Origin of the sequence: Bacillus sp. FSL P2-0069 (assembly GCF_038593315.1) — a bacterium.
Lineage (GTDB): Bacteria > Bacillota > Bacilli > Bacillales > Bacillaceae > Bacillus > Bacillus safensis.
Genome location: NZ_CP151984.1, coordinates 565,371 through 590,881, shown reverse-complemented (window position 1 = coordinate 590,881; position 25,511 = coordinate 565,371). Strand labels below are relative to the sequence as shown.

Annotated in this window: 25 protein-coding genes, 4 tRNA genes and 3 rRNA genes; 9 read left to right on the top strand and 23 right to left on the bottom strand. The window is 43.9% G+C overall.

Annotation, left to right across the window (positions count from 1 at the left end; genetic code table 11):
• Nucleotides 1-34: 34 nt before the first annotated feature.
• Nucleotides 35-1,669 carry a chaperonin GroEL gene (gene groL, locus NSQ34_RS02950; protein ID WP_024424467.1) on the bottom strand — a complete coding sequence of 545 codons (1,635 nt, stop codon included), beginning with the start codon at nt 1,667-1,669 and terminating at the stop codon, nt 35-37.
• 53 nt (nt 1,670-1,722) lie between these two features.
• Nucleotides 1,723-2,007 (bottom strand): co-chaperone GroES, encoded by a 285-nt coding sequence (gene groES, locus NSQ34_RS02945; protein WP_024426730.1) that lies wholly within the window; start codon nt 2,005-2,007, stop codon nt 1,723-1,725.
• A gap of 229 nt (nt 2,008-2,236) precedes the next feature.
• Here groES and NSQ34_RS02940 point away from each other — a divergent pair, with 229 nt between their 5' ends.
• Genes NSQ34_RS02940 through NSQ34_RS02930 form a run of 3 tightly spaced genes read left to right on the top strand, consistent with a single transcriptional unit; the run spans nt 2,237 to nt 3,845 of the window.
• Nucleotides 2,237-2,971 (top strand): CPBP family intramembrane glutamic endopeptidase, encoded by a 735-nt coding sequence (locus NSQ34_RS02940; RefSeq protein ID WP_024424466.1) that lies wholly within the window; start codon nt 2,237-2,239, stop codon nt 2,969-2,971.
• Nucleotides 2,968-3,162 carry a YdiK family protein gene (locus tag NSQ34_RS02935; protein WP_003213897.1) on the top strand — a complete coding sequence of 65 codons (195 nt, stop codon included), beginning with the start codon at nt 2,968-2,970 and terminating at the stop codon, nt 3,160-3,162. Before NSQ34_RS02940 ends, NSQ34_RS02935 begins: the two co-directional genes overlap by 4 nt.
• A gap of 56 nt (nt 3,163-3,218) precedes the next feature.
• Nucleotides 3,219-3,845: an NUDIX domain-containing protein gene (locus NSQ34_RS02930; RefSeq protein WP_046314200.1), complete on the top strand. Its 627-nt coding sequence runs from the start codon at nt 3,219-3,221 to the stop codon at nt 3,843-3,845.
• A 38-nt stretch (nt 3,846-3,883) separates the two neighbouring features.
• On the opposite strand, the gene tatC is transcribed toward NSQ34_RS02930, so the two are convergent.
• The 4 genes from tatC to moaC are packed head-to-tail and all read right to left on the bottom strand — an operon-like array spanning nt 3,884 to nt 6,016.
• Nucleotides 3,884-4,642: a twin-arginine translocase subunit TatC gene (gene tatC, locus NSQ34_RS02925; protein ID WP_098676753.1), complete on the bottom strand. Its 759-nt coding sequence runs from the start codon at nt 4,640-4,642 to the stop codon at nt 3,884-3,886.
• Between the two features lie 6 nt (nt 4,643-4,648).
• On the bottom strand, nt 4,649-4,828 hold the full coding sequence (locus tag NSQ34_RS02920; protein ID WP_008355689.1) for a twin-arginine translocase TatA/TatE family subunit: 180 nt from the start codon (nt 4,826-4,828) through the stop codon (nt 4,649-4,651).
• 27 nt (nt 4,829-4,855) lie between these two features.
• Nucleotides 4,856-5,509 carry a redox-sensing transcriptional repressor Rex gene (locus NSQ34_RS02915; protein WP_008355687.1) on the bottom strand — a complete coding sequence of 218 codons (654 nt, stop codon included), beginning with the start codon at nt 5,507-5,509 and terminating at the stop codon, nt 4,856-4,858.
• Between the two features lie 15 nt (nt 5,510-5,524).
• On the bottom strand, nt 5,525-6,016 hold the full coding sequence (gene moaC / locus NSQ34_RS02910; protein WP_024424463.1) for a cyclic pyranopterin monophosphate synthase MoaC: 492 nt from the start codon (nt 6,014-6,016) through the stop codon (nt 5,525-5,527).
• A 138-nt stretch (nt 6,017-6,154) separates the two neighbouring features.
• Here moaC and NSQ34_RS02905 point away from each other — a divergent pair, with 138 nt between their 5' ends.
• Nucleotides 6,155-8,077, top strand: coding sequence for an ABC-F family ATP-binding cassette domain-containing protein (locus tag NSQ34_RS02905; RefSeq protein WP_034283021.1), 1,923 nt, complete (start codon nt 6,155-6,157; stop codon nt 8,075-8,077).
• Between the two features lie 270 nt (nt 8,078-8,347).
• Here the strand turns inward: NSQ34_RS02905 and tsaD are convergent, their stop codons facing one another.
• The 12 genes from tsaD to NSQ34_RS02845 all read right to left on the bottom strand — a co-directional run bounded on the left by tsaD (nt 8,348) and on the right by NSQ34_RS02845 (nt 17,541).
• Complete coding sequence (tsaD, locus tag NSQ34_RS02900) at nt 8,348-9,376, bottom strand: tRNA (adenosine(37)-N6)-threonylcarbamoyltransferase complex transferase subunit TsaD (RefSeq protein ID WP_342501031.1); 1,029 nt, start codon at nt 9,374-9,376, stop codon at nt 8,348-8,350.
• Entirely contained in the window at nt 9,369-9,797 is a 429-nt protein-coding gene (gene rimI / locus NSQ34_RS02895; protein ID WP_034283048.1) for a ribosomal protein S18-alanine N-acetyltransferase, read from the bottom strand. The genes tsaD and rimI overlap by 8 nt, the downstream gene beginning before the upstream one ends.
• A 25-nt stretch (nt 9,798-9,822) precedes the next feature.
• Nucleotides 9,823-10,512, bottom strand: coding sequence for a tRNA (adenosine(37)-N6)-threonylcarbamoyltransferase complex dimerization subunit type 1 TsaB (gene tsaB / locus NSQ34_RS02890; RefSeq protein ID WP_024426737.1), 690 nt, complete (start codon nt 10,510-10,512; stop codon nt 9,823-9,825).
• The gene (gene tsaE, locus NSQ34_RS02885; RefSeq protein ID WP_034283027.1) at nt 10,493-10,969 is read right to left on the bottom strand and encodes a tRNA (adenosine(37)-N6)-threonylcarbamoyltransferase complex ATPase subunit type 1 TsaE; all 477 of its coding nucleotides are present in this window, start codon (nt 10,967-10,969) and stop codon (nt 10,493-10,495) included. Before tsaE ends, tsaB begins: the two co-directional genes overlap by 20 nt.
• A gap of 13 nt (nt 10,970-10,982) precedes the next feature.
• Nucleotides 10,983-11,960: a thiamine-phosphate kinase gene (gene thiL, locus NSQ34_RS02880; RefSeq protein ID WP_034283028.1), complete on the bottom strand. Its 978-nt coding sequence runs from the start codon at nt 11,958-11,960 to the stop codon at nt 10,983-10,985.
• A 273-nt stretch (nt 11,961-12,233) separates the two neighbouring features.
• Nucleotides 12,234-12,310, bottom strand: a tRNA-Asp gene (locus tag NSQ34_RS02875).
• A 4-nt stretch (nt 12,311-12,314) separates the two neighbouring features.
• Nucleotides 12,315-12,391 (bottom strand) — tRNA-Met (locus NSQ34_RS02870).
• An 18-nt stretch (nt 12,392-12,409) separates the two neighbouring features.
• Nucleotides 12,410-12,525, bottom strand: a 5S ribosomal RNA gene (gene rrf / locus NSQ34_RS02865).
• Nucleotides 12,526-12,586: 61 nt separating this feature from the next.
• Nucleotides 12,587-15,517: ribosomal RNA gene (locus tag NSQ34_RS02860) — 23S ribosomal RNA — on the bottom strand.
• Between the two features lie 182 nt (nt 15,518-15,699).
• Nucleotides 15,700-17,248 (bottom strand): 16S ribosomal RNA (locus tag NSQ34_RS02855).
• The 16S, 23S and 5S rRNA genes sit together here with 4 tRNA genes alongside, the layout of an rRNA operon.
• Nucleotides 17,249-17,379: 131 nt before the next feature.
• A tRNA-Gly gene (locus NSQ34_RS02850) sits at nt 17,380-17,453 on the bottom strand.
• Between the two features lie 11 nt (nt 17,454-17,464).
• A tRNA-Arg gene (locus NSQ34_RS02845) sits at nt 17,465-17,541 on the bottom strand.
• Nucleotides 17,542-17,910: 369 nt separating this feature from the next.
• Between NSQ34_RS02845 and gltP the strand changes: the two genes are divergently transcribed.
• Complete coding sequence (gene gltP / locus NSQ34_RS02840; protein WP_024425437.1) at nt 17,911-19,161, top strand: glutamate-aspartate/proton symporter GltP; 1,251 nt, start codon at nt 17,911-17,913, stop codon at nt 19,159-19,161.
• A 35-nt stretch (nt 19,162-19,196) separates the two neighbouring features.
• Here gltP and NSQ34_RS02835 read toward each other — a convergent pair whose 3' ends face one another.
• Nucleotides 19,197-20,216: a S66 peptidase family protein gene (locus NSQ34_RS02835; RefSeq protein WP_217008901.1), complete on the bottom strand. Its 1,020-nt coding sequence runs from the start codon at nt 20,214-20,216 to the stop codon at nt 19,197-19,199.
• A gap of 63 nt (nt 20,217-20,279) precedes the next feature.
• Entirely contained in the window at nt 20,280-21,155 is an 876-nt protein-coding gene (locus NSQ34_RS02830) for a DMT family transporter (protein WP_034284064.1), read from the bottom strand.
• Between the two features lie 297 nt (nt 21,156-21,452).
• On the opposite strand from NSQ34_RS02830, the gene NSQ34_RS02825 reads away from it, so the two are divergent.
• Nucleotides 21,453-22,178: an AzlC family ABC transporter permease gene (locus NSQ34_RS02825; RefSeq protein ID WP_101677109.1), complete on the top strand. Its 726-nt coding sequence runs from the start codon at nt 21,453-21,455 to the stop codon at nt 22,176-22,178.
• Nucleotides 22,175-22,501: an AzlD domain-containing protein gene (locus NSQ34_RS02820; RefSeq protein ID WP_101677108.1), complete on the top strand. Its 327-nt coding sequence runs from the start codon at nt 22,175-22,177 to the stop codon at nt 22,499-22,501. The genes NSQ34_RS02825 and NSQ34_RS02820 overlap by 4 nt, the downstream gene beginning before the upstream one ends.
• 36 nt (nt 22,502-22,537) lie before the next feature.
• On the opposite strand, the gene NSQ34_RS02815 is transcribed toward NSQ34_RS02820, so the two are convergent.
• Nucleotides 22,538-23,200, bottom strand: a complete 663-nt coding sequence (locus NSQ34_RS02815) for an O-methyltransferase (RefSeq protein ID WP_176967285.1) — start codon at nt 23,198-23,200, stop codon at nt 22,538-22,540.
• 148 nt (nt 23,201-23,348) lie between these two features.
• Entirely contained in the window at nt 23,349-23,534 is a 186-nt protein-coding gene (locus tag NSQ34_RS02810; protein ID WP_176967286.1) for a CsbD family protein, read from the bottom strand.
• A 126-nt stretch (nt 23,535-23,660) separates the two neighbouring features.
• On the opposite strand from NSQ34_RS02810, the gene NSQ34_RS02805 reads away from it, so the two are divergent.
• Nucleotides 23,661-24,212, top strand: a complete 552-nt coding sequence (locus NSQ34_RS02805) for a GNAT family N-acetyltransferase (protein ID WP_176967287.1) — start codon at nt 23,661-23,663, stop codon at nt 24,210-24,212.
• Nucleotides 24,213-24,216: 4 nt separating this feature from the next.
• Here NSQ34_RS02805 and NSQ34_RS02800 read toward each other — a convergent pair whose 3' ends face one another.
• The gene (locus NSQ34_RS02800) at nt 24,217-24,804 is read right to left on the bottom strand and encodes a LysE family transporter (RefSeq protein ID WP_024425429.1); all 588 of its coding nucleotides are present in this window, start codon (nt 24,802-24,804) and stop codon (nt 24,217-24,219) included.
• A gap of 110 nt (nt 24,805-24,914) precedes the next feature.
• On the opposite strand from NSQ34_RS02800, the gene NSQ34_RS02795 reads away from it, so the two are divergent.
• Complete coding sequence (locus NSQ34_RS02795; RefSeq protein ID WP_176967288.1) at nt 24,915-25,478, top strand: XRE family transcriptional regulator; 564 nt, start codon at nt 24,915-24,917, stop codon at nt 25,476-25,478.
• The last annotated feature ends 33 nt before the right edge of the window (nt 25,479-25,511 follow it).

The window sequence follows — 25,511 nt, the reverse complement described above, 5'->3', positions numbered from 1 at the left end:
AAAACCCCTATATTTCAAGGGGTTTTCGAGGGTGTTACATCATTCCGCCCATTCCACCCATGCCGCCCATATCCGGCATTCCGCCGCCTGAGCCGCCTTCTTCTGGTTTGTCAGCAACGACTGCTTCAGTTGTTAGAAGCATTGCTGCTACAGAAGCTGCGTTTTGAAGTGCAGAGCGAGTTACTTTTGTTGGGTCAACGATTCCTTTTTCGATCATGTTTACCCATTCGTTTGTTGCTGCGTTGAAGCCTACGCCAATTTCTTCGTTTTTCAAGCGCTCAACGATAACGGACCCTTCAAGACCTGCGTTGTGAGCGATTTGACGAATTGGCTCTTCAAGAGAACGTAGAACGATGTTCACACCTGTTTGAACGTCACCATCAGCTTCGATTGAAGCGACTTTGTTGTATACATTCACAAGTGCTGTACCACCACCGGATACGATACCTTCTTCAACTGCTGCGCGAGTTGAGTTCAGTGCATCCTCGATGCGTAGTTTACGCTCTTTTAGTTCTGTTTCAGTTGCAGCACCAACTTTGATGACAGCGACGCCGCCAGCTAGTTTTGCAAGACGTTCTTGTAATTTTTCTTTATCGAATTCAGAAGTTGTTTCTTCTACTTGAGCACGGATTTGGTTCACACGTGCTGCAATTTGAGCAGAATCTCCTGAGCCCTCTACGATTGTTGTGTTTTCTTTTGTCACAACAACTTTAGACGCGCGGCCAAGCTGACCGATTTCAGTTGATTTCAGGTCAAGTCCTAGGTCTTCTGTGATTAATTCTCCGCCAGTTAGAACAGAGATGTCTTCAAGCATTGCTTTACGACGATCACCGAATCCAGGTGCTTTTACTGCCACTGCGTTGAATGTACCACGAAGTTTGTTCACAACAAGAGTTGCAAGTGCTTCGCCTTCTACATCTTCAGCAATGAGCAATAATGGTTTTCCTTGTTGTACAACTTGCTCAAGTACAGGAAGGATTTCTTGAATGTTTGTGATCTTTTTATCCGTAATTAAGATGTAAGGATTTTCAAGAACCGCTTCCATCTTATCAGAATCCGTCACCATGTATGGTGAAGCATATCCGCGGTCAAATTGCATACCTTCAACCACTTCAAGCTCAGTTGTGAATCCTTTAGATTCTTCAATTGTGATAACTCCGTCGTTACCTACACGTTCCATAGCTTCTGCGATTAGGCTGCCGACTTCTTCATCTGCTGCAGAAATAGCCGCAACTTGAGCAATTGATTCTTTGCCTTCGATTGGTTTAGAAATCTCGTGCAAGCCTTCAAGTGCTACTTTCACTGCTTCTTCGATCCCTTTACGCACGCCAACAGGGTTTGCACCAGCTGTTACGTTTTTCAGACCTTCACGGATCATCGCTTGAGCTAGAACTGTTGCAGTCGTAGTACCGTCACCAGCTACGTCGTTTGTTTTGCTTGCAACTTCAGCCACAAGTTTTGCACCCATGTTTTCAAATGCATCTTCTAATTCGATTTCTTTTGCAATCGTTACACCATCATTTGTGATAAGTGGAGAACCGAATTTTTTCTCAAGAACCACGTTACGTCCTTTAGGTCCTAAAGTTACTTTTACAGCATCTGCAAGTGCATCTACACCGCGTAACATCGCGCGACGTGCTTCTTCACTGAACTTAATATCTTTTGCCATAATAACGAAACCTCCTCAGTCTTTTTAAAAATTTATCTCAATTTTTTATGTGATTAGCCAATAACAGCTAAAATGTCGCTCTCACGAAGGATTAAATATTCTTTGCCTTCATATTTCACTTCAGTGCCTGCATATTTTGAGAAGATAATGCGGTCGCCTGTGCTTACTTCTAACGCAACGCGCTCACCACTTTCAAGTACACGCCCTGAACCTGCTGCAACAATTTTACCTTCTTGCGGTTTTTCTTTTGCAGAATCCGGTAAAACAATACCGCTAGCGGTTTTTTCCTCAGATTCAACGAGTTCAATGATTACGCGATCGCCTAATGGCTTTAACATAAGAAACAACCTCCTCAATTTTTATATGTAGTCTTTTTTAGCACTCATCACCAGAGAGTGCTAACACATTTATTATAATAAAGAATGTCTTCTGCAATTTCAAGTAAAAACCTTTAAAAATTTTTACGCTTTCACGATCTTTTTTGATCTCAGATTCTTTCCTTTTCATCGAAAAAGGAGACTTGTGTTACAATAAATCTAGTTCTTTTAGTAAAGGGGTTTTCGTTACTTGAAAAAACAATATTGGTACATCATCTTAACGTATATATTGGTGCAGGTTTCTGCGTTTCCTTATGTGCTCATTATGAAGTGGCTGGGATTCATTCAATCACCGATGACTCAAACAGAGCTTTCAAAATTATCAGGAACGTGGACAATCATCAGTTTTTGTATCGGATTAATCATTATTCTGCTCATCCTTCGAACCGTCCCAAAAGCTTCACTGCGAAATGAAGCGCCAGTTTCAATCGGTTCTGCTATCGCATGGATCATTGGCGGTTTCTTTCTTTCCCTCTTTGCACAATCAATTGCGGGGGCGATTGAACAATATGCATTCGGCATTGGCCGTGAGTCAGAAAATACGCAAACCATTTTATCCATTATGGATGCCGTTCCTTGGCTTGTCATTGTCATCGCCCTGATTGGTCCAATCTTAGAGGAAATCATTTTCCGTAAAATCATCTTTGGTGTGATTTATGAAAAAACGAATTTCTTCATTGGAGCACTTGCCAGTTCAGTGGTTTTCGCTGCTGTACACTATGATTTTCCCCATATCTTGCTCTATACCGCAATGGGCTTTACCTTTGCCTTTTTATATGCGAAAACAAAACGAATCATTGTTCCAATCGGCGCTCACATGCTGATGAATTCACTTGTCGTTCTTGTGCAGATTGAGCCAGTGAAAAAAATGATTGAAGAACAATCTCAAACCATGCAAATGATTATTGGAGGCTTTTTCTCATGAGAAACCCAGTCGTATGGGGCATCATTTATTTTGCCGTAGGTGTGGCTTTCACCTATATGGCCATTCAAAACCCAGGTGACATGTGGTCATTTTACAGTATTTTGCTGATGGTGTTTGCGGCCTATAATATCAATATCGCGCTTAAAATGTTTGCCTTCTCTGTCAAACTCAAAAAACAGCAGCAAAAATAAATTAAAAACCATTTTCCACTGTTGGAAAATGGTTTTTTTATGGAGGATGTATCTTCATGGAACATGAAAAACTTCGTATATTCAATGATCAGCATGAAACAATTGGAGCTGCCGCTCGTTCAGTTGTCCACGCCCAAGGCCATTGGCATGAAACATTTCATTTCTGGCTTCTTAAAAAAGAGCATAACACCGTATATCTCTATTTTCAGCTAAGAAGTCCCGCAAAAAAGGATTTTCCTTCTCTGTTTGATATCACCGCAGCGGGCCATCTTCTCGCAGATGAACAGCCTTCTGATGGCTTAAGAGAGGTAGAAGAAGAACTTGGTCTTTCCATCCCTTTTGAGAACCTCACCTTTGCAGGTGTCATACAGGATGAAATCCATATGCCTTCGTTCATCGATCGTGAGTTCTGCCATGTGTACCTTTATATGAATCAAGTTGAGCACATGGAAGTTCATCTACAGAAAGAAGAAGTCGCTGGTCTCTACAGAGCAAAGCTGCTTGATGCGCAGCAGCTGTTAACAGGGACATTTGAAAGAATTCGAATCGAGGGCTTTCAAGTTGATGCAAATGAAGAACGACGTGAGAAAAGCATCGAAGTGGGTGTTCATGATTTTGTCCCGCATGTGCCCGCCTATTATGAGCACCTCTTTCACGCGATCAATCAATTTCTTATACAATAGAAAAAGCATCGTGATCCTCATTGGATCATGATGCTTTTTTATGAAACATAATGTTTTTCTTTCTCCTCTGTTTGCTGCATTTTGCGGTAGGTCACTCTCGAAATGATAATGCTCACTTCATATAAAACGAGCATTGGCAAGGTGACCATGAGGTGAGAAACAAGCTCTGGCGGTGTAATAAGTGCGGCAATGACAAGGAGGACAAAATAGGCATACTTCCGTATTTTTGATAAAAACATCGGTGTGATGATACCAAGTCTTGTGAGAAACATCAACACGACGGGCATCTGAAACAAAAAGCCAAATGGAAGTGTTAACTGCATCAGAAATGTAAAATACTCATGAATCCCAATGACTTGCTCTACATTTAAATCATTCGACATTCGCATCATAAAGTCGACGACAAACGGAAACAAAATAAAATAAGAGAAAGCCACACCGCTCAAAAATAAAAGCAGTGCAATCGGAATGTAAGCAAGTGTCACCTTTCTTTCTTTTTCATATAAGCCAGGACTCACAAACGCCCACAGCTGATATAAAATAACGGGACACGTCAAAACCAAAGCAATGACAAATGCGAACTGCATAAACACGTACAGTGGATCTGTAAGCTTAAATGCGTTCAGCGTGAGTGTTGCCGCTTCATCGGTATTTTGTAAATACACAATGACCGGCTTCGCGAGAAAAAAACCAGCCACCATAAAGGCGACAAAAAACATCGCAATGATCACTAAACGTTTTCGCAGTTCCACAATATGCTCCATAAGCGGCATATCTTTGACATTCATGAAGCTCATCCTATTCTACTGATCTTCTTTTTTCTTTTTTTCTTCCTGATCATCAGCTAAGCCTTTTGTGGCATTTTTGAATTCACGTAGTGTATCTCCTGCTGCTCTTCCTAATTCAGGAAGCTTTTTCGGCCCAAAAATAATGAGCGCTACAATCGCAATCAGAATCAAACTCCCAGGACCGATCGGACCCATTTGCTCCACCCCCTTTACCCCTTTTCGTCAGTCCTCCTGCGTAACAGAGTAATGCTTTAAGAAATACACAAGAGACTGAAGTTCAACCGCCAAATCTATATGATGAATTCGAATGTGTTCCGGCACATTCAATCGAGCCGGCGTAAAGTTAAGGATTCCTTTGATGCCAAGGGCAATCAAACGATCTGTAATGGATTGAGCTGCTACGGCAGGTACTGTCAAAATCGCAACAGGGATATCTCCTACCTCTTGAACATGCTCTTCAAGCTTATCCAAATCATAGACAGGCACGCCGCCTATCTCACTTCCTATTTTACTCTCATTGACGTCAAAAGCCATTGAAATTTTTGTATTATTATTTTTTATGAAATTATAGTGTAAAAAAGCAGTCCCTAAATTCCCGACACCGATGAGCATGACATTGGTCATTTCATCTTGGTCAAGGGTCTTTCTGAAGAAGGTCAAGAGATAATCGACATTATAGCCATACCCTTTCTTCCCAAGTGCACCAAAGTACGAAAAATCTCGGCGAATGGTGGCAGAATCCACTTTGACTGCATCACTAAGCTCTGCCGATGACACCCTTTGTTTTCCTGATGCATGCAGATTTTTTAAAAAACGGTAGTATAGCGGCAAACGTTTGGCTGTCGCTTGTGGAATTTTTGACTGATCTATATTCATATAAGGTCCTCCAACTTAAATATCAGATGCTCTGTGAAAATCACCGTTTTTCCCGCCTGTCTTTTCAATTAGATAGGTAGGACCGATGATCATGCCTTTATCAATCGCTTTGCACATGTCGTAAACGGTCAGTGCACATACTGAAGCAGAAGTGAGCGCTTCCATCTCCACACCCGTACTTCCTTTTGTTTTTACCTGTACTTGTATGTTCAGGATGTGCGCATTTCCGTCTTCCTCCCAATGAAAGGAGATATCCACGCCTTTTAGTGCAAGCGGATGACACATTGGAATGATGGTAGATGTTTGCTTTGCTGCCATGATGCCAGCAACCTGTGCAACAGACAGCACATCTCCTTTTCCAATTTCACGTTGCTCTATTTTATGAAACACTTCTTTTATCATACGAACACTTGAAACAGCAACGGCGGTTCTCACTGTAGACGATTTGTCACTAATGTCGACCATCTTTGCTCTTCCCTGTTCGTTAAAGTGGCTAAATTGACTCATCTTTCAACGCTCCCTCACTCAAATGATACACTATTTTTTCCTATCTGTCTTTCATTTGAATATGGCGATTGTATGTAACATTTGCCGGTTTACTGCTGATAAGCTACACTTAACATATTATAGCAGAGGTGAAGTTACATGATGATTCTACAAGTGAATCAGCTGTCCAAATCGTTTGGCGCTGATACCGTTTTAACGAATATAAAATTGGAAGTCAAAGCAAGGGATCGCATTGCCATTGTAGGTCGTAACGGCGCAGGCAAATCCACGCTTTTAAAAATCATTGCCGGTCAAATGTCTTACGAGCAAGGTGAGATCATCAAACCAAAAGACCTATCGATCGGCTATTTAGCACAGCATACCGATGTAACGTCTACACGTACGTTAAAAGACGAATTATTATCGGTTTTTGATCATTTAAAAGAGATGGAACAAGAAATGAGAACCATTGAGGAGAAAATGGCTTCTTCCACAGGTTCTGAGCTGGATGCCCTTATGAAAACCTATGACAGGCTGCAGCAGGAATTTAAAGATCAAGGCGGCTATCAATATGAAGCAGATGTCCGCTCCATTCTTCATGGACTCGGCTTTAGTCATTTCGAAGATGAGACAACCGTCCAATCCTTAAGCGGCGGCCAGAAAACCCGTCTAGCGCTTGGAAAGCTCTTATTAATGAAACCAGAACTCTTAATTCTGGATGAGCCGACCAACCATTTAGATATTGATACCTTATCATGGCTGGAGCAGTATTTGCAAAATTATACAGGTGCCATTCTCATCGTGTCCCATGACCGCTATTTCTTAGACAAAGTCGTAAACCACGTCTATGAAGTCTCAAGAACTTCGATGAAAAAGTTTGCAGGAAACTATAGTAAGTATCTTGAGCTGAAAGCAGAGCAGCTAGAGCGTGATATGAAACTCTACGAAAAACAGCAAGAAGAGATCTCAAAGCTTCAGGATTTCGTGGATCGCAACCTGGCAAGAGCCTCGACCACAAAGCGCGCTCAAAGCAGACGCAAGCAGCTCGAACGGATGGATCGTTTAGATAAGCCTTTAGGAGACGAAAAATCCGCAAACTTTCATTTTGATATTACGAGACAAAGCGGCAATGATGTGCTGAAGGTGCATGATCTCGATATTCGTTATGATGAAAAAACACCGCTCCTATCCTCTCTTTCTTTTCAGATTAAACGAGAGGATAGTGTGGCACTCATTGGTCCTAACGGGATCGGGAAATCAACCCTTTTAAAAACGTTAACAAACACATTAACACCAGTAAAAGGCGAGATCACTTTTGGATCTCATGTCACGATCGGCTACTATGACCAAGAGCAAGCCAAACTGACATCCTCGAAAAAAGTGCTCAATGAGCTTTGGGATGATTATCCTCATATGAATGAAAAAGAAATTCGGACATGTTTAGGAAACTTCCTATTTTCCGGTGATGACGTTTTAAAGCCTGTCCATGCATTAAGCGGTGGAGAAAAAGCACGCCTTGCACTAGCAAAGCTGATGCTCCAAAAAGCCAACTTTCTTATTCTCGATGAGCCTACAAACCATCTGGACTTAGATAGTAAGGAAATTTTAGAGAATGCACTAATTGATTATCCAGGAACCATCTTATTTGTCTCGCATGATCGTTATTTTATCAATCGTCTCGCCACGAAAGTATTTGAGCTTTCGCCTACAGAAACAAGAGAATATCTCGGTGATTATGATTACTATCTTGAAAAGAAAAATGAACAACTAGAGCTGGAGGCACTTCAAGAAAATGAACCGCTTAAAATACAAGCTGCACAGCAAGCAGAAAAGGCAAAGCTTTCTTATGCGGAAGAAAAAGAGCTGAAAAAGAAAGAAAGACAAAAGCAGCGCAGAATCGAAGAAATTGAAGAACGTATTGCTGTCATTGAAGAAAAGCTCAGTGAAAATGAAAAGCTTCTATGTGATCCTGAAATTTTTCAAGATCACGAAAAGGTCCAAGACATTCAGACAGAAAATGATACGCTCAATCAAGAGCTGGAATCACTTTTTGCGGAGTGGGAAGAGCTGTCAGAAGCTTAAAGAGTGCCCTAAGGGTACTCTTTTTTCTTTCAATGAAAATTTATTATCCACAACGATACCCACAATAACTTCTTGATTATTCTTAAATACTTTGGACTTATCCACTTTATCCACAGAGTTTTAATCACATATCCACAAAAAAGATCATATTTATACACACCCTCTTCATTTTAAAACAAAATTTTCTAACAATTGTGGATATATAACGTTTACATGTGAATAAATCGCTTTCATCGAAAAATAAAAAACCCCTGTAATCCACAGGAGTTTTCATTCATATGAGACTAGTGATAACCCTGGCTGGCCATTCATCGTCATATCGCCTCTGATTCCTTTTTCAAATGCAACGGTTCCAGCAGCAGCGATCATGGCTGCATTGTCTGTACAAAGAGATAATGGCGGAATAATGACCTTCACGTCTGGCAGCTTCGTAAATGCTGAGGTTAAAGCTTCTCTTAGTCCTTTATTGGCAGCGACTCCTCCAGCTAGAACAACTTGCTTCACACCATAGGCTTCTGCTGCTTTCAATGTTTTCCCAACAAGCACCTCAATGACGCTTGCTTGAAAACTTGCGGCCAAATTCTCTGGGGCAATCGTTTCACCCTTTTGTGACGCATTGTGTAAGGTGTTGATCACAGCTGATTTTAAACCACTGAAGCTAAAGTGATAGGATCCTTCTTCAAGCCATGCACGAGGAAGCTTAATTGTCGGCTCCCCTTCATGCGCTAACCGATCAATGTGAGGTCCGCCTGGATACGGGAGACCCATCGTCCGGGCCACTTTATCGTACGTTTCTCCAGCTGCATCATCTAATGTTTCTCCGATGACCTCAAAAGATCCGTGCTCCTTCATTAAAACAAGCTCAGTATGTCCGCCAGAGACAACAAGAGCTAAACACGGAAACTCCAATTCATCAACAAGCTGGTTTGCATAAATATGCCCTGCAATATGATGAACACCTACAAGAGGAATTTGATGGGCAAAGCTCAGTGCCTTTGCTGCATTGACACCAATCAGCAGAGCACCGACGAGGCCAGGTCCTTCTGTGACAGCAATCGCATCTAAATCCTTAAAGCTCATACCCGCCTGTGCCATCACTTCTTCTAAGACGATGGTGATTTGCTCCACGTGATGCCTTGAAGCAATTTCGGGTACAACACCGCCAAATCGTTTATGACTGTCTATTTGCGAGGCCACCACATTTGCCACGATTTCCTTTCCATTTTTGACAATGGACGCAGCTGTTTCATCGCAGCTTGTTTCTATACCTAATATGAATCGATCTGTTTGTTCACTCATTTATATTCACCCACATGACTAATGCATCTTCTCCATTATCCGTATAATAATTCTTTCGAATTGAAGCTGGTCTGAAACCGAGCTTTTCATAGAGGGATTGTGCTGGTGTATTCGAAACCCGCACCTCTAAAGAAAGATGATCTGTCTTTTTTTCTTTGCAAAATTCCATGACATGTCGAAGCAATGCTTCCCCGTAGCCTTTTCCTCTATGCTCAGGGAGAATGGCAATGTTCGTAATTTGTGCATCGTCCATGACAATCCAGACCCCGCAATACCCAACAGGCTTCTTATCTTCTTCGATGAGGAAATAATGGCTGTATTGGTTATGGAGAATCTCATACACAAACGATTCCTTTTTCCAGGGTGCTGTAAACGAATGCACTTCAATCGTATACACCTCTGGAATGTCTGCTACTGTCATTTGTCGAATCTCTGCTAGGTTAAGATTATTTTTGTCCTTCAAGCCATTTCACTTCCGCTTCTGCCAAACGAATATAGTTAGGAACAAGCTGATGGACATCTTCAGCAGGACGATCTGCGCCTAAAAATGCAAGCACTGCAGGTCTTGGGTTATGAAATGTCCCCTCTGCCAGTACAGCCGTTTCTCCTAAAATGGAGCGAATGCTCTCTTCATGAAGATGCACATCTTGCCCAAGAAATAGAACAGGCTTTCCTGTCTGCTTCAGTTCATGAAGCCAATCCGTGAGCAGGATATTTTGATCTGGTTCTACCTCTTTGATCTTACCCTTTTCAAACATATATAGTCCGGTATAAACTTGGCCTCTTCTCGCATCAAATAGAGGTGAGATATATCCATCAAAATATTGGCCATTTGCCGCAAGTGTTTCTAAACTCGAAACAGCTGATATCGGGATAGACAGGGTCCACGCAAGTGTTTTTGCGATGGTAACACCGATTCTGACGCCAGTGTAAGAACCAGGTCCTTTTGCTACAACGATTTTGCTTAGTTCGCTTGGTGATACACCACATTCTTTCATCAATGCTTCAACAGTAGGCATCGCTCGGACGGAATGGTTCTTTTTTAAATACGTAATGCTCTCGCCAATCACAGTGAAATCTCTTACAAGAGCAATTCCTAGTGTATGGTTTGATGTATCAATGGCCAGTATGGTCAAATTCTTTCATCTCCTTACAAAGGGTCTCATAACGCTCCCCTTTTGCATCAAACGTGAGATGCCGTTCTTCTTCACGTTCTGTTCTCAGCATTTCTATTTTTAAATAGGAAGAAGGCAATTGAGGCTCAATAAGATGTGCCCATTCAACCAAGCATATACCTTCACCCTCAAAATATTCTTCGAGTCCGATCTCTTCATCTGCATCTTCCATGCGATACACGTCCATATGATAAAGTGGCAGTCTGCCATCAGTATATTCTTTAATAATTGTAAAGGTGGGGCTGTTGACGATACGGGTAATTCCTAAGCCTTCCGCAAAACCTTTTGAAAAAGTGGTTTTGCCTGCACCTAAATCTCCTTCTAATGTCAATACATCGCCTGGCATCACAAGTTTGGCCAAAGCAGCGGCAATTCGTTTCGTCTCATCCGCACCTTTTGTCGTCCATGTTAATTTCACCGTTGATGTCACCTCATTTCTTAAAATGATTATATCCTTTTTTCATTAACATTGTTTGTTGATCATTGTCTTTTAACATAACACTGGCTGCTTGATCATCTTTGACTTGTCCAATACGTGTGACCTGAATGCCTTCTTTTTGACATTGCGATTCAAAGCTTTCCCAATTAGATTCTGGTATCGTACCAGTTAAAACAAAGTCTTCTCCCCCAAATAACACCCATTCAAGCCAGTCTTTGCGCAGCACCTGTAAATCTGGATGAATTGGAAGCTTATCAGCTTCTATCTCGATCATCACACAGCTCGCTTCGGCTATCTCATTCAACTCACTCGCTAATCCATCACTTACATCATTCAAGGTGACCCGCGGGAAACTTGAACAAATGTGTCCAGCAGCAATATGAGGCTGAGGCATTTTATGACGCTTAAGAAAAAAATCAGCATCGACCGCCTTAGAAGGGGCTGCTTTGTTCATTAAGATTGATAACCCAGCAGCTGATGAACCGAGTTCACCTGTGACAAAGACAACGTCTCCAGTCTGAGCACTGTGACGATAACAAGCTTTTCCCTTTGAAACCTCACCAATCACCGTCACGGTAATAACAAAGTCACTGCGGGTGGCCACTGTATCTCCACCAATTAAATCCATATGATAAGAGTCAGCCAACGCTTTCATTCCCTCGTAAAGTTCCGTGACGATTGTCTCATCACCATGAGGCGGGATCGCAATTGAAACAAGATAATACTTTGGGGTCCCTCCCATTGCAGCGATATCACTGACATTGACTGCCACTGCCTTAAAGCCAACTTCAAATGGTGTGGAAAAGTCAAAACGAAAATGAACATGCTCCACCATTGTATCAACACAAACGACCTCTTCACAATGTGAATGAGGTTGATAAACACTTGCATCATCACCGATGCCCATGATCAAAGAGCGCTGATATGTATCTTTTGGTGTGATTCGGCGAATAAGATCAAATTCATCCATAAAAAGACAGCCCCTTCTTGCAATCAATTGGTTAAGTAGACATGAGGTCAAACACAGTTAGTATTAGTGTAGCGAATATAAGTCTCAGTTCCAACTAAAAATGATATAAAGAAAGCCTGGTGTGAAAAAACCAGGCTGAGTTGAGGTAATCTATCTATTCTTTCTTATAGTGTAGCCAAACATAAATCATTTCATTGCAACTTGGGCACTTGTAGAAAGAAAAAGACATAAAAAAAAACGAAACTATACGTTTTCGTTTACAAGTCATAAAAATGGCGGTCCGGACGGGACTCGAACCCGCGACCTCCTGCGTGACAGGCAGGCATTCTAACCAACTGAACTACCGGACCATTTTGGTTGCGGGGGCAGGATTTGAACCTGCGACCTTCGGGTTATGAGCCCGACGAGCTACCGAACTGCTCCACCCCGCGATGATATAAAGATAACAAGCTTGGCGGCGTCCTACTCTCACAGGGGGAAACCCCCAACTACCATCGGCGCTGAAGAGCTTAACTTCCGTGTTCGGTATGGGAACGGGTGTGACCTCTTCGCTATCGCCACCAAACCTGATGGAGAGAATGTTCTCTCAAAACTAGATAACAATGTTCATGCTTCACATTAGAATATAGGTTAAGTCCTCGATCTATTAGTATCTGTCAGCTCCACGTGTCACCACGCTTCCACCTCAGACCTATCAACCTGATCATCTTTCAGGGATCTTACTTCCTTGCGGAATGGGAAATCTCATCTTGAGGGGGGCTTCATGCTTAGATGCTTTCAGCACTTATCCCGTCCGCACATAGCTACCCAGCGATGCCCTTGGCAGAACAACTGGTACACCAGCGGTGCGTCCATCCCGGTCCTCTCGTACTAAGGACAGCTCCTCTCAAATTTCCTGCGCCCGCGACGGATAGGGACCGAACTGTCTCACGACGTTCTGAACCCAGCTCGCGTACCGCTTTAATGGGCGAACAGCCCAACCCTTGGGACCGACTACAGCCCCAGGATGCGATGAGCCGACATCGAGGTGCCAAACCTCCCCGTCGATGTGGACTCTTGGGGGAGATAAGCCTGTTATCCCCGGGGTAGCTTTTATCCGTTGAGCGATGGCCCTTCCATGCGGAACCACCGGATCACTAAGCCCGACTTTCGTCCCTGCTCGACTTGTAGGTCTCGCAGTCAAGCTCCCTTGTGCCTTTACACTCTGCGAATGATTTCCAACCATTCTGAGGGAACCTTTGGGCGCCTCCGTTACATTTTAGGAGGCGACCGCCCCAGTCAAACTGCCCACCTGACACTGTCTCCCTGCCCGATAAGGGCAGCGGGTTAGAAGGTCAATACAGCCAGGGTAGTATCCCACCGATGCCTCCACCGAAGCTAGCGCTCCGGTTTCCAAGGCTCCTACCTATCCTGTACAAGCTGTACCAACATTCAATATCAGGCTGCAGTAAAGCTCCACGGGGTCTTTCCGTCCTGTCGCGGGTAACCTGCATCTTCACAGGTACTATAATTTCACCGAGTCTCTCGTTGAGACAGTGCCCAGATCGTTGCGCCTTTCGTGCGGGTCGGAACTTACCCGACAAGGAATTTCGCTACCTTAGGACCGTTATAGTTACGGCCGCCGTTTACTGGGGCTTCAATTCGCACCTTCGCTTACGCTAAGCGCTCCTCTTAACCTTCCAGCACCGGGCAGGCGTCAGCCCCTATACTTCGCCTTACGGCTTCGCAGAGACCTGTGTTTTTGCTAAACAGTCGCCTGGGCCTATTCACTGCGGCTTCTCGGGGCTTTAACACCCTAAGAAGCACCCCTTCTCCCGAAGTTACGGGGTCATTTTGCCGAGTTCCTTAACGAGAGTTCTCTCGATCACCTTAGGATTCTCTCCTCGCCTACCTGTGTCGGTTTGCGGTACGGGCACCTCTCACCTCGCTAGAGGCTTTTCTTGGCAGTGTGGAATCAGGAACTTCGCTACTAAATTTCGCTCGCCATCACAGCTCAGCCTTTACGGGAAACGGATTTGCCTATTTCCCAGCCTAACTGCTTGGACGCGGATATCCAATACCGCGCTTACCCTATCCTCCTGCGTCCCCCCATTGCTCAAATGGTGAGGAGGTGGTACAGGAATATCAACCTGTTGTCCATCGCCTACGCCTTTCGGCCTCGGCTTAGGTCCCGACTAACCCTGAGCGGACGAGCCTTCCTCAGGAAACCTTAGGCATTCGGTGGACGGGATTCTCACCCGTCTTTCGCTACTCATACCGGCATTCTCACTTCTAAGCGCTCCACCAGTCCTTCCGGTCTGGCTTCACAGCCCTTAGAACGCTCTCCTACCACTGTTCGTAAGAACAGTCCGCAGCTTCGGTGATACGTTTAGCCCCGGTACATTTTCGGCGCAGAGTCACTCGACCAGTGAGCTATTACGCACTCTTTAAATGGTGGCTGCTTCTAAGCCAACATCCTGGTTGTCTAAGCAACTCCACATCCTTTTCCACTTAACGTATACTTTGGGACCTTAGCTGGCGGTCTGGGCTGTTTCCCTTTCGACTACGGATCTTATCACTCGCAGTCTGACTCCCAAGGATAAGTCATCGGCATTCGGAGTTTGACTGAATTCGGTAACCCGGTAGGGGCCCCTAGTCCAATCAGTGCTCTACCTCCGAGACTCTTACCTTGAGGCTAGCCCTAAAGCTATTTCGGAGAGAACCAGCTATCTCCAGGTTCGATTGGCATTTCACCCCTACCCACACCTCATCCCCGCACTTTTCAACGTGCGTGGGTTCGGGCCTCCATTCAGTGTTACCTGAACTTCACCCTGGACATGGGTAGATCACCTGGTTTCGGGTCTACGACCACGTACTCATGCGCCCTATTCAGACTCGCTTTCGCTGCGGCTCCGCATCTTCTGCTTAACCTTGCACGGGATCGTAACTCGCCGGTTCATTCTACAAAAGGCACGCCATCACCCGTTAACGGGCTCTGACTACTTGTAGGCACACGGTTTCAGGATCTATTTCACTCCCCTTCCGGGGTGCTTTTCACCTTTCCCTCACGGTACTGGTTCACTATCGGTCACTAGGGAGTATTTAGCCTTGGGAGATGGTCCTCCCGGATTCCGACGGAATTTCACGTGTTCCGCCGTACTCAGGATCCACTCTGGAGAGAACGACATTTCAGTTACAGGGCTGTTACCTTCTTTGGCGGGCCTTTCCAGACCTCTTCGCTTATATCATTCCTTTGTAACTCCGTATAGAGTGTCCTACAACCCCAAGAGGCAAGCCTCTTGGTTTGGGCTGTTCCCGTTTCGCTCGCCGCTACTCAGGGAATCGCATTTGCTTTCTCTTCCTCCGGGTACTTAGATGTTTCAGTTCCCCGGGTATGCCTTCTCATACTCTATGTATTCAAGTATGGATACTACTCCATTACGAGCAGTGGGTTTCCCCATTCGGAAATCTCCGGATCAAAGCTTGCTTACAGCTCCCCGAAGCATATCGGTGTTCGTCCCGTCCTTCATCGGCTCCTAGTGCCAAGGCATCCACCGTGCGCCCTTTCTAACTTAACCATTTCTTACTTTAGAAAGAATCACTATGTGTGATGAACTTTGCATTGCATTCAATGTGAATGTATTACTTATTGTTATCTAGTTTTCAAAGAACAATCCTGTCTCGCTAGAGACATGTTTTGAAGGAATGATCCTTCAAAACTAAACAAGACGAAAACGTACGCTGCTCCATATATCCTTAGAAAGGAGGTGATCCAGCCGCACCTTCCGATACGGCTACCTTGTTACGACTTCACCCCAATCATCTGCCCCACCTTCGGCGGCTGGCTCCATAAAGGTTACCTCACCGACTTCGGGTGTTGCAAACTCTCGTGGTGTGACGGGCGGTGTGTACAAGGCCCGGGAACGTATTCACCGCGGCATGCTGATCCGCGATTACTAGCGATTCCAGCTTCACGCAGTCGAGTTGCAGACTGCGATCCGAACTGAGAACAGATTTATGGGATTGGCTAAACCTTGCGGTCTTGCAGCCCTTTGTTCTGTCCATTGTAGCACGTGTGTAGCCCAGGTCATAAGGGGCATGATGATTTGACGTCATCCCCACCTTCCTCCGGTTTGTCACCGGCAGTCACCTTAGAGTGCCCAACTGAATGCTGGCAACTAAGATCAAGGGTTGCGCTCGTTGCGGGACTTAACCCAACATCTCACGACACGAGCTGACGACAACCATGCACCACCTGTCACTCTGTCCCCGAAGGGAAAGCCCTATCTCTAGGGTTGTCAGAGGATGTCAAGACCTGGTAAGGTTCTTCGCGTTGCTTCGAATTAAACCACATGCTCCACCGCTTGTGCGGGCCCCCGTCAATTCCTTTGAGTTTCAGTCTTGCGACCGTACTCCCCAGGCGGAGTGCTTAATGCGTTAGCTGCAGCACTAAGGGGCGGAAACCCCCTAACACTTAGCACTCATCGTTTACGGCGTGGACTACCAGGGTATCTAATCCTGTTCGCTCCCCACGCTTTCGCTCCTCAGCGTCAGTTACAGACCAGAGAGTCGCCTTCGCCACTGGTGTTCCTCCACATCTCTACGCATTTCACCGCTACACGTGGAATTCCACTCTCCTCTTCTGCACTCAAGTTTCCCAGTTTCCAATGACCCTCCCCGGTTGAGCCGGGGGCTTTCACATCAGACTTAAGAAACCGCCTGCGAGCCCTTTACGCCCAATAATTCCGGACAACGCTTGCCACCTACGTATTACCGCGGCTGCTGGCACGTAGTTAGCCGTGGCTTTCTGGTTAGGTACCGTCAAGGTGCGAGCAGTTACTCTCGCACTTGTTCTTCCCTAACAACAGAGCTTTACGATCCGAAAACCTTCATCACTCACGCGGCGTTGCTCCGTCAGACTTTCGTCCATTGCGGAAGATTCCCTACTGCTGCCTCCCGTAGGAGTCTGGGCCGTGTCTCAGTCCCAGTGTGGCCGATCACCCTCTCAGGTCGGCTACGCATCGTCGCCTTGGTGAGCCATTACCCCACCAACTAGCTAATGCGCCGCGGGTCCATCTGTAAGTGACAGCCGAAACCGTCTTTCATCCTTGAACCATGCGGTTCAAGGAACTATCCGGTATTAGCTCCGGTTTCCCGGAGTTATCCCAGTCTTACAGGCAGGTTACCCACGTGTTACTCACCCGTCCGCCGCTAACATCCGGGAGCAAGCTCCCTTCTGTCCGCTCGACTTGCATGTATTAGGCACGCCGCCAGCGTTCGTCCTGAGCCAGGATCAAACTCTCCGAAAAAGTACAAAACCGAAGTTTTGCTTTTCGCCAGTTTGACTGACTACCTATGAAGTTTCATAGGATTTTTTTATAAAAACTCGAATTAACAGGTACGTTTTGTCTTGTTTAGTTTTCAAAGATCATGTTCAAAATGGAGCGGGTGATGAGAATCGAACTCACGACATCAGCTTGGAAGGCTGAGGTTTTACCACTAAACTACACCCGCGTGGTTTGTATTGGCGCGCCCGAGAGGAGTCGAACCCCTAACCTTTTGATCCGTAGTCAAACGCTCTATCCAATTGAGCTACGGGCGCTTAATCAGGCGACTTAATTATCTTAACATATCGTTTTTCTTAAGTCAACATCTTTTTAAAATTTGTTTGCCGCATGTGTGTGAACGTCTGCGTTTCAAATACGTCATCAGCGACGAATAAAAATATACCATGAATCACATAAAAGGGTCAATACATTTTTCTAAAAAAGTTTCATGTTTTTTAAAATTGATTTTTTCTTAGATCAATAGACATGTAATAGCCCTATTTTCTTCTCTTTCTTCATAATTCCAATGATTCTTAAATAAAATCTTTCTAAATACAAAGGAGGACAAAACATGGCCACATAGAATTTTTATTTATTGGAAAATTCTTAATACTTTTCCAGACATTTAAAGGAGGTAGGAGATGATGAAAAAGTTTATCGCTTTTCAAATCATGATCGCTTTGGTGATAGGAGCTCTTATCGGCCATTTCTTCCCTGACTTCGGAATGGCACTCAGGCCAATTGGAGATGGATTCATCAGGCTGATTAAAATGATCGTTGTTCCAATCGTTTTCTCAACCATTGTAATTGGTGCAGCCGGCAGCGGCGGCATGAAGAAAATGGGCAGCCTTGGATTAAAGACGATCATTTGGTTTGAGGTCATCACAACCATCGTTCTTGGGATCGGATTATTATTGGCAAACGGGCTAAAGCCTGGGGTTGGCCTCGATTTCTCTAAATTAGCTAAGAAAGATATTGGGGAATTAGATGGTTATACTGAGAAGGTCGTTGACTTTAAACAAATGGTATTAGATATCATTCCAACCAATATCGTCGATGTTATGGCTCAGAATGATTTACTTGCTGTCATTTTCTTCGCCATCTTATTTGGTGTAGCGGCAAGCGGCATCGGTAAAGCTTCTGCTCCTGTTCTCACCTTCTTTGAATCAGTGGCACAAATCATGTTTAAGCTCACACAGATGGTGATGGTGACAGCACCTATTGGGGTTCTTGCATTAATGGCTGCTTCTGTCGGCCAATATGGCATTGTTTTATTAATCCCAATGATGAAGCTTGTCGGGACTGTATTTTTAGGATTATTCATTATTCTCTTTGCTTTATTCCCTCTGGTCGCACTGATCTTCCGTTTTAACTACTTCGAAGTATTAAAAATGATTTGGGATTTGTTCCTTGTTGCCTTCTCTACTACGAGCACTGAAACTGTCCTTCCTCAATTGATGGAACGAATGGAGAAATACGGGTGTCCAAAAAGAATCGTTTCCTTCGTGATTCCATCTGGTCTTTCTCTCAATTGCGATGGATCAAGTTTATATTTATCGGTTGCCTGTGTATTCCTTGCACAAGCGTTTGGTGTAGACATGAGTCTGTCACAGCAGCTTTTGATGATGCTGGTTCTTGTATTAACGAGTAAAGGGATTGCAGCTGTGCCATCCGGTTCACTCGTTGTTCTTTTGGCAACCGCTCATGCAGTCGGTCTTCCAGCAGAAGGCGTCGCCATCATAGCCGGTGTTGACCGAATTATGGATATGGCACGAACAGGCGTGAATGTTCCAGGGCATGCCGTAGCATGTATTGTCGTATCTAAATGGGAAAAAGTATTCCGTGAGTCAGCGTGGGAAGTTCCTAAAGCTGGTGAAGAAACAAAAGGGATGTAATGTTATATGAAGGAAAGGGTTCACCCTTTCCTTTTTTATGCTAAAAATGTTTGCTTTAGTACGGCTTTTCCTTGAGGTTGCAGCTGCACTTCTGCATATGCCCCATTAATCAGCGTCATTTGCGGCGGGACATGCCCACAATCTATATCGTAAAAAATGGGGATTTGTAGTTCCTTTTGTAATTCTTCATATACATCCTGATACTGATACCCTTCAACAGGCACATCTACTGCACTTCTCCCAAACATCATACCTGAACAGTGATCAAACCACCCTGCTAGTTTTAATTGAACAAGTGATCTCTTCACGCTTGCAGCATTTAATTCACAGTTTTCGAAATACCAGAGAATTGGTTCATCTTTTATGAATATTTTCTGAAAAGTTTTGACGTCCCCATAAGGTGTCCCTGCTAAATGACGTATGACATCAATGCAGCCACCCAGCAGTCTTCCCTTTACTGTCTTTTCTTGTTGATCAATCGTATGCCATGAGGTCGATTCTGTTAAATGAAAGACATGTTTAATCGGATCGTCACGCTTCCATTCCTTTTGATACATAGATGAAGAAAACTGACTTATGTCCATTTCGCCTTTTGTTGAAAGTACTTCTTCCCACATGACAGTCGTTTGATCAAGTTCTTCTCCCTGAAGATCTACTAAGTTCGGCCCATGCGCTGTAGCAATGCCTGTTTTTAATGTCAACGCCAGCAGGAGTGCACTCGTATCTGAGTATCCTAGAATCCACTTTTTTTGCATGGATGAGAAATCAAGGTGCTCTAACACTTCCATAAGCAGCTGTCCTCCCCATGGCGGGATGATGTGATCAATCTCCTCACATGTCATCATGTACTGAAGTTCGTTTGCTCGTTCTATCGCAGGCGCAGATTTTGCCTTTTCCTGCTGCCAGACCGTCTCTCCACATATGACATCATAACCTCTATGTTTCATTCGTTCACATGAAAGCTGAAACATGTCATGCAAAGATGGCTGTACACCTGAGGAAGGTGCTGTGACGCCAATTGTTTGTCCTTTTTGCAAATGCGGAAATTGTATCATCCTGTTTCCCTTTCCCTCTCTCATTTATAAAGAAGATGCCCCTGTTAAAAGGGACATCTTCTTTTATTCCTTTTGACGCAATACAGTATAGACTCCTGCAAAGATACACAGAATCCCAATGAATGAGCGTATCCCCATCTCTTCACCTAAAAGCAGCCAGCCAAGAGCTGTCCCTACGATCGGTTGAAAGAAGAAGAACAGACCGCCGCTCGAGGCATCCATCAATTGAAGCCCTCTATTCCACAAAAAGAATGCTAGAGCTGTTGAGATGATGCCTAGATAGAGAATACCGCCCCAAATCTCTGGCCTGGCCATCTGCTCCACATCTAGATGAGGTAAACGAAATAAAGCAGGTGGTGTTAAGACAATGAATGCAATGATGATCGCATATGTGGTCGTCACGACTTGAGGGTATTTTCCTGGAACTCGTTTCAGCAAAACAGACATCAGCGCCCAAGTTAAAGCAGCGAAAACTAATGAAAGACCGCCAACAAATTCATCTGTTTGCACTGCGACTGGTCCAATCATGAGCCATACACCTGCTGTCGCAAGCAGGATGGATGCGCACTTTCGAACAGTCATGGCTTCTTTTAATAGAAAGAACGCAAACAGCACCATAAAAGCAGGGGTCGCAGATGTAATCACAGCCCCCATTTGTGCCGACGTATACATGGTGCCAATTTCTTGGGTCACAATTGATAGGAAATTTCCGATCAATCCGATCATGACAACAAGCGGGATATCTTTTTTATCTAATCGAAAGGAATAGCCCAAGCGCCAGATGGTGCACACCAGCACGATTCCTGCTACAGCATATCTCATCCATACAAGCTCAAGCGGCGGAACCACCGCTACTGTTACTTTGACAACAACGTACATGCCGCCCCAAATACTTGCAGCGATTGCTAGGTAAAGGGCGCCTATATATTTTTCCTTCATCTTTTCCCCTCCGTTACTGGATATATTGATCGCCATATCCACAAACGGAGATCACTCTCCGTTATGGACGGAGGGTGTTTGGTACATCATGTTCAAATAAAGGCTTCCATAGCATTGTCGTCACCTCATTTGTTTTTATTTTCAGACTACTTTATAACAAATTCTGGTTGACTTCAATCCTTTTTTGTCACCATTTTTCTTCATATAATAGAAGATAAACGGGTATTGACATGCTGAATTCGTTTTCATATAGTAAGTAAAACTATTGGTGGCCACGGAGAAAAGGAGTAGAGGACGTTGGATATTGAAGCAAGGAAACACATTCCCAGCACGGAACATGAACCGTTTCTTGAGGGAATAAAAGATTGTGTGCCAACCCTGCTCGGTTATATGAGTATTGGGTTTGCCTTCGGAATTGTTGGGATTAGCGCACAGTTAAGTATATGGGACATTGCGCTTTTATCGATTTTTATTTACGCAGGTGCTTCACAGTTTATTATCTGTGCACTGCTTGTGACAGGGAGTCCCCTTTCTGCTATTATTTTCACCACATTTATTGTGAATCTGCGTCATTTATTGCTCAGCCTGACGCTTGCTCCTCATTTTACACGCTACTCTGTGAAACAAAATATTGGGTTCGGTCTTTTGCTGACTGATGAATCCTTCGGTGTAGCGATGAATAAATTAGCGCAGCAAGGAAAGCTGAATAACAGGTGGATGCACGGACTGAACATAACGGCGTATTTATGCTGGATTGCAACCTGCATACTTGGCGGCATTTTTGGACACTGGATTTCAAATCCTGAAGCGCTTGGTCTTGATTTTGCTTTATCAGCGATGTTTGCCGCACTGCTAGTCCTTTCGTTACAGACAGTACCCAAAAATAAGTTAACTCATCGCCTGTCGCTTGTGTTGTATATGGTCGTTGCCATGTTTGTTCTGCTTCATTTTGTTCCATCACATGTGGCTGTTCTCATAGCTACTGTACTTGTCGCAACCATTGGGGTGGTGACAGATAAATGATCAGCAGCTTTATGTTATGGCTCATTGTTGGTTGTATGATCGTCACCGTCATTCCGAGAGTCGTACCCTTTATATTTGTACGGAGTATTCAGCTGCCTGAAGTGGTGCTGAAATGGTTATCGTTTATTCCTATTTGTATCTTTGCAGCTTTGATTGCAGAGCATCTCTTCATCCATACAACAACAGGCACAGGCGTCACTATCCACTGGATGTATCTGGCTGTCTTGACTCCTACTGTACTCATTGCTGTTTGGACAAAAAGCTTGTCACTTACTGTTCTTGTCGGCGTCATGCTGATGGGCATTGCTAGATGGTTTTTCTAAAAGAAAAAGCTTAACCACATGTGGTTAAGCTTTGTTTCATTTGACGATTCCGTATACAAATCCATCATAACCTTTTTCCCCAACAGTTTGAATCGCTGTTGCCTCTATTCTCGGCTCTTGTTTGAGTAAATCGAAAAATTCACGAGTTCCTTGTACTCGTTCATCCTCATCAGAGTTATGAAGGACTGCACCATTTCTGACGACATTGTCTGCAATAATGACTGTTCCCTTTTTCGAGAAATCTAACGCCCACTTCAGATATTTCGGATTGTTCGGTTTATCTGCATCAATGAAAATGAAATCGAATAGAAGCGCAGCCTTCTCTTTTAACTGAGATAACGTATCTAATGCCTTTCCTTCCAAAATGCTCACCCGTTCTGATAAGCCCGCTCTGCTGATGTTTTGCTGTGCGATCTGTACATGATGGCTGACAACCTCTAACGTGATGAGTTCCCCATCCTCTTCAAGAGCACGGGCCAGCCAAATAGTACTGTATCCACCGAGTGTCCCGATTTCTAAAATGCGCTTTGCATTCTTCGTTTTTGCTAATAAATAAAGCATTTTCCCTTGGGCTGGTGACACATCAATTTCTGGCAGACCCGCTTGCTTATTATGAGTAAGGGTTTGCTCCAATACATCATCTTTAGGGATCAGCTTGTCTGTGATATACTCGTCGACTTTCTCCCACACGTGCTCCATTTCATCCATCTCCCTTGATTATGTCTTCTCTCTCAAGTCTACATGATGATCGTGAGAGCGTATAATCAATTCTTTTCACATATCTATTCATTTTTTTGATGAAAGACATGTGATGAGGAATACATGAAGCAACCTACTAGTTTCGGTTCTACTCGTTCAGCTTATTTTTGACATCCCCTTTTTTATCTTGAAGCTTTCCTTTTGCTTGATCCTTTTTCCCTTCTGCTTTCAAGTTTTGATGATCGGCTGCTTCACCAAGCTTTTCTTTGACTTGACCTTTGACTCGATTTGTTTTTCCTTTCGCTTTATCCATATGTCCTTTTTCTTTACTCATTTGTTCCACCTCCACGTTTGATACTATTCATTTAGCCTTTTTGAAAGATACAAAACATCTGAGTGTGCGATGTACACGTTTCAGGTATGATAGACATACTGGAAAGAAGGGTGGGTGTTCTCATTAATGATCATCTCTAAAAAGATATTCACAGTTCGTGGGTTGACCTGTCATATTCGGTCCGCTTCAGCGGCTGATGCCAAGCAGTTATCAGCTCTCAGACTGAAAATCGATGGTGAAACAGAATATTTAGACAGTGAACCAGGCGAAGCCTTTCTTGATGAAAAAGCATTTGAGGCTTTGATTCAAGAGGATACTAAACAAAGCCGGCATTTATTTTTGGTCGCTGCTATTGAAGGAAAAATTGTCGGTTTTTCAAGATGCGAGGGCCATTTACTCAAGCGATCTGCTCACAAAGTGACATTTGGCGTCGCCATCCAGAAAGATGCTTGGGGCTATCACATCGGGAAAGAGCTTTTAGCCGCTTCGATCGACTGGGCAGATCAGCAGGGTATTCAGAAGATGTCACTTCAAGTGCTGGAAACGAACAAAAAAGCCATTCGGTTATATGAGAACCACGGCTTTTTGATTGAAGGCGTATTAAAAAACGATAAACGGCTGAGTGACGGATTATATTATGATACTGTTGTGATGGGCAGACAGCGGCCAAGCTCCTGACTACTTACATCACATAGCCCCATATCATTGAAATCGCACTGTATATCAGAAGCAGCCCCATCACATACTGGAACGGTTTTTCGTAAGCAGTCAAAAAACGCTTATACAAAGAGCCAAATAAGCTCCAGCTGAATGTACCGAGAAAGCCAATGAGTGCGAGAATCAGCGTCCATATGACATACTGCATATTAGATTGTCCATATGGCAAAACAAATGTTGAAATCACAGTCAATCCATACAAAATCGCTTTTGGGTTGATAAATTGCAGCATCATACCAGGGATAAAATGATTGTAGCGATCAAGTGTTTCGTCATCCCCGCCTTTACTTTTCATGATTTTGACCGCTAAATAAATCATGTATGCAGCTCCGATGAACGCCATAACCCAGCCTATTTTCGGCATCACTTGATAAAGAATGAGATTAAAGAAGCAGCTCAAACACAAAATAACGAGAAATCCGATACCCACACCTAAACAAAAGCGAAATGTTTGCTTGACCCCGTATTTATTCGTAAAGACCATGGCCATGATGTTGTTGGGCCCTGGGGTAAAGCTGCTAACAAAAGCATAGATCAACATGGATACAATCAAAATGCCGCCTCCCTTATACGTTATTTAGACTTTAATTACTTTATGGCGTACATTACGTTTTATTGTAACGTTCGGTCTTTATAAAGTAAATAGAGAAAGGAGCTTTTTTCATGGAAGACGTACAATCGATTATTTCTAAAAATGTGAGGCTTCTTAGAGATCAAAAAAAATTGAGCCTCGAAAAGATGGCAGAATTAACTGGTGTCAGCAAGACGATGATTGGACAAATTGAAAGAGGAGAATCGACCCCTACCATCACGACTTTGTGGAAAATCGCCAACGGATTAAAAGTATCTTTTAGTGAGCTCATTCACTCACCGCAGCCTGAAATCAAGGTAGTACGCAAGGAAGATGCACAGGTTTTAACTGAGGACGACGGACGATATCGTGTGTACACGATTTTTCCTTTTGATGACCGGGGGAAATTTGAAATGTACCGAGTGGAAATTGATCGAGGCGGGTCACTTCGTGCGAGTGAACACATTGGGGGAACAGAGGAATTGATCACTGTTTTTGAGGGAGTCCTTGATTTATCCATTGGTGATGAACAATACACCTTAAAAGCCGGAGACTCTATTCGTTTTAAAGCGGACCGGACGCACACGTATCAACAAACCGGGGAACAAATGGTCCGAATGCAAATGATTCTTTATTATCCTCATGAAAAAAGCTGACAGGCTTGTCCACCTGTCAGCTTTGCGTTTTAT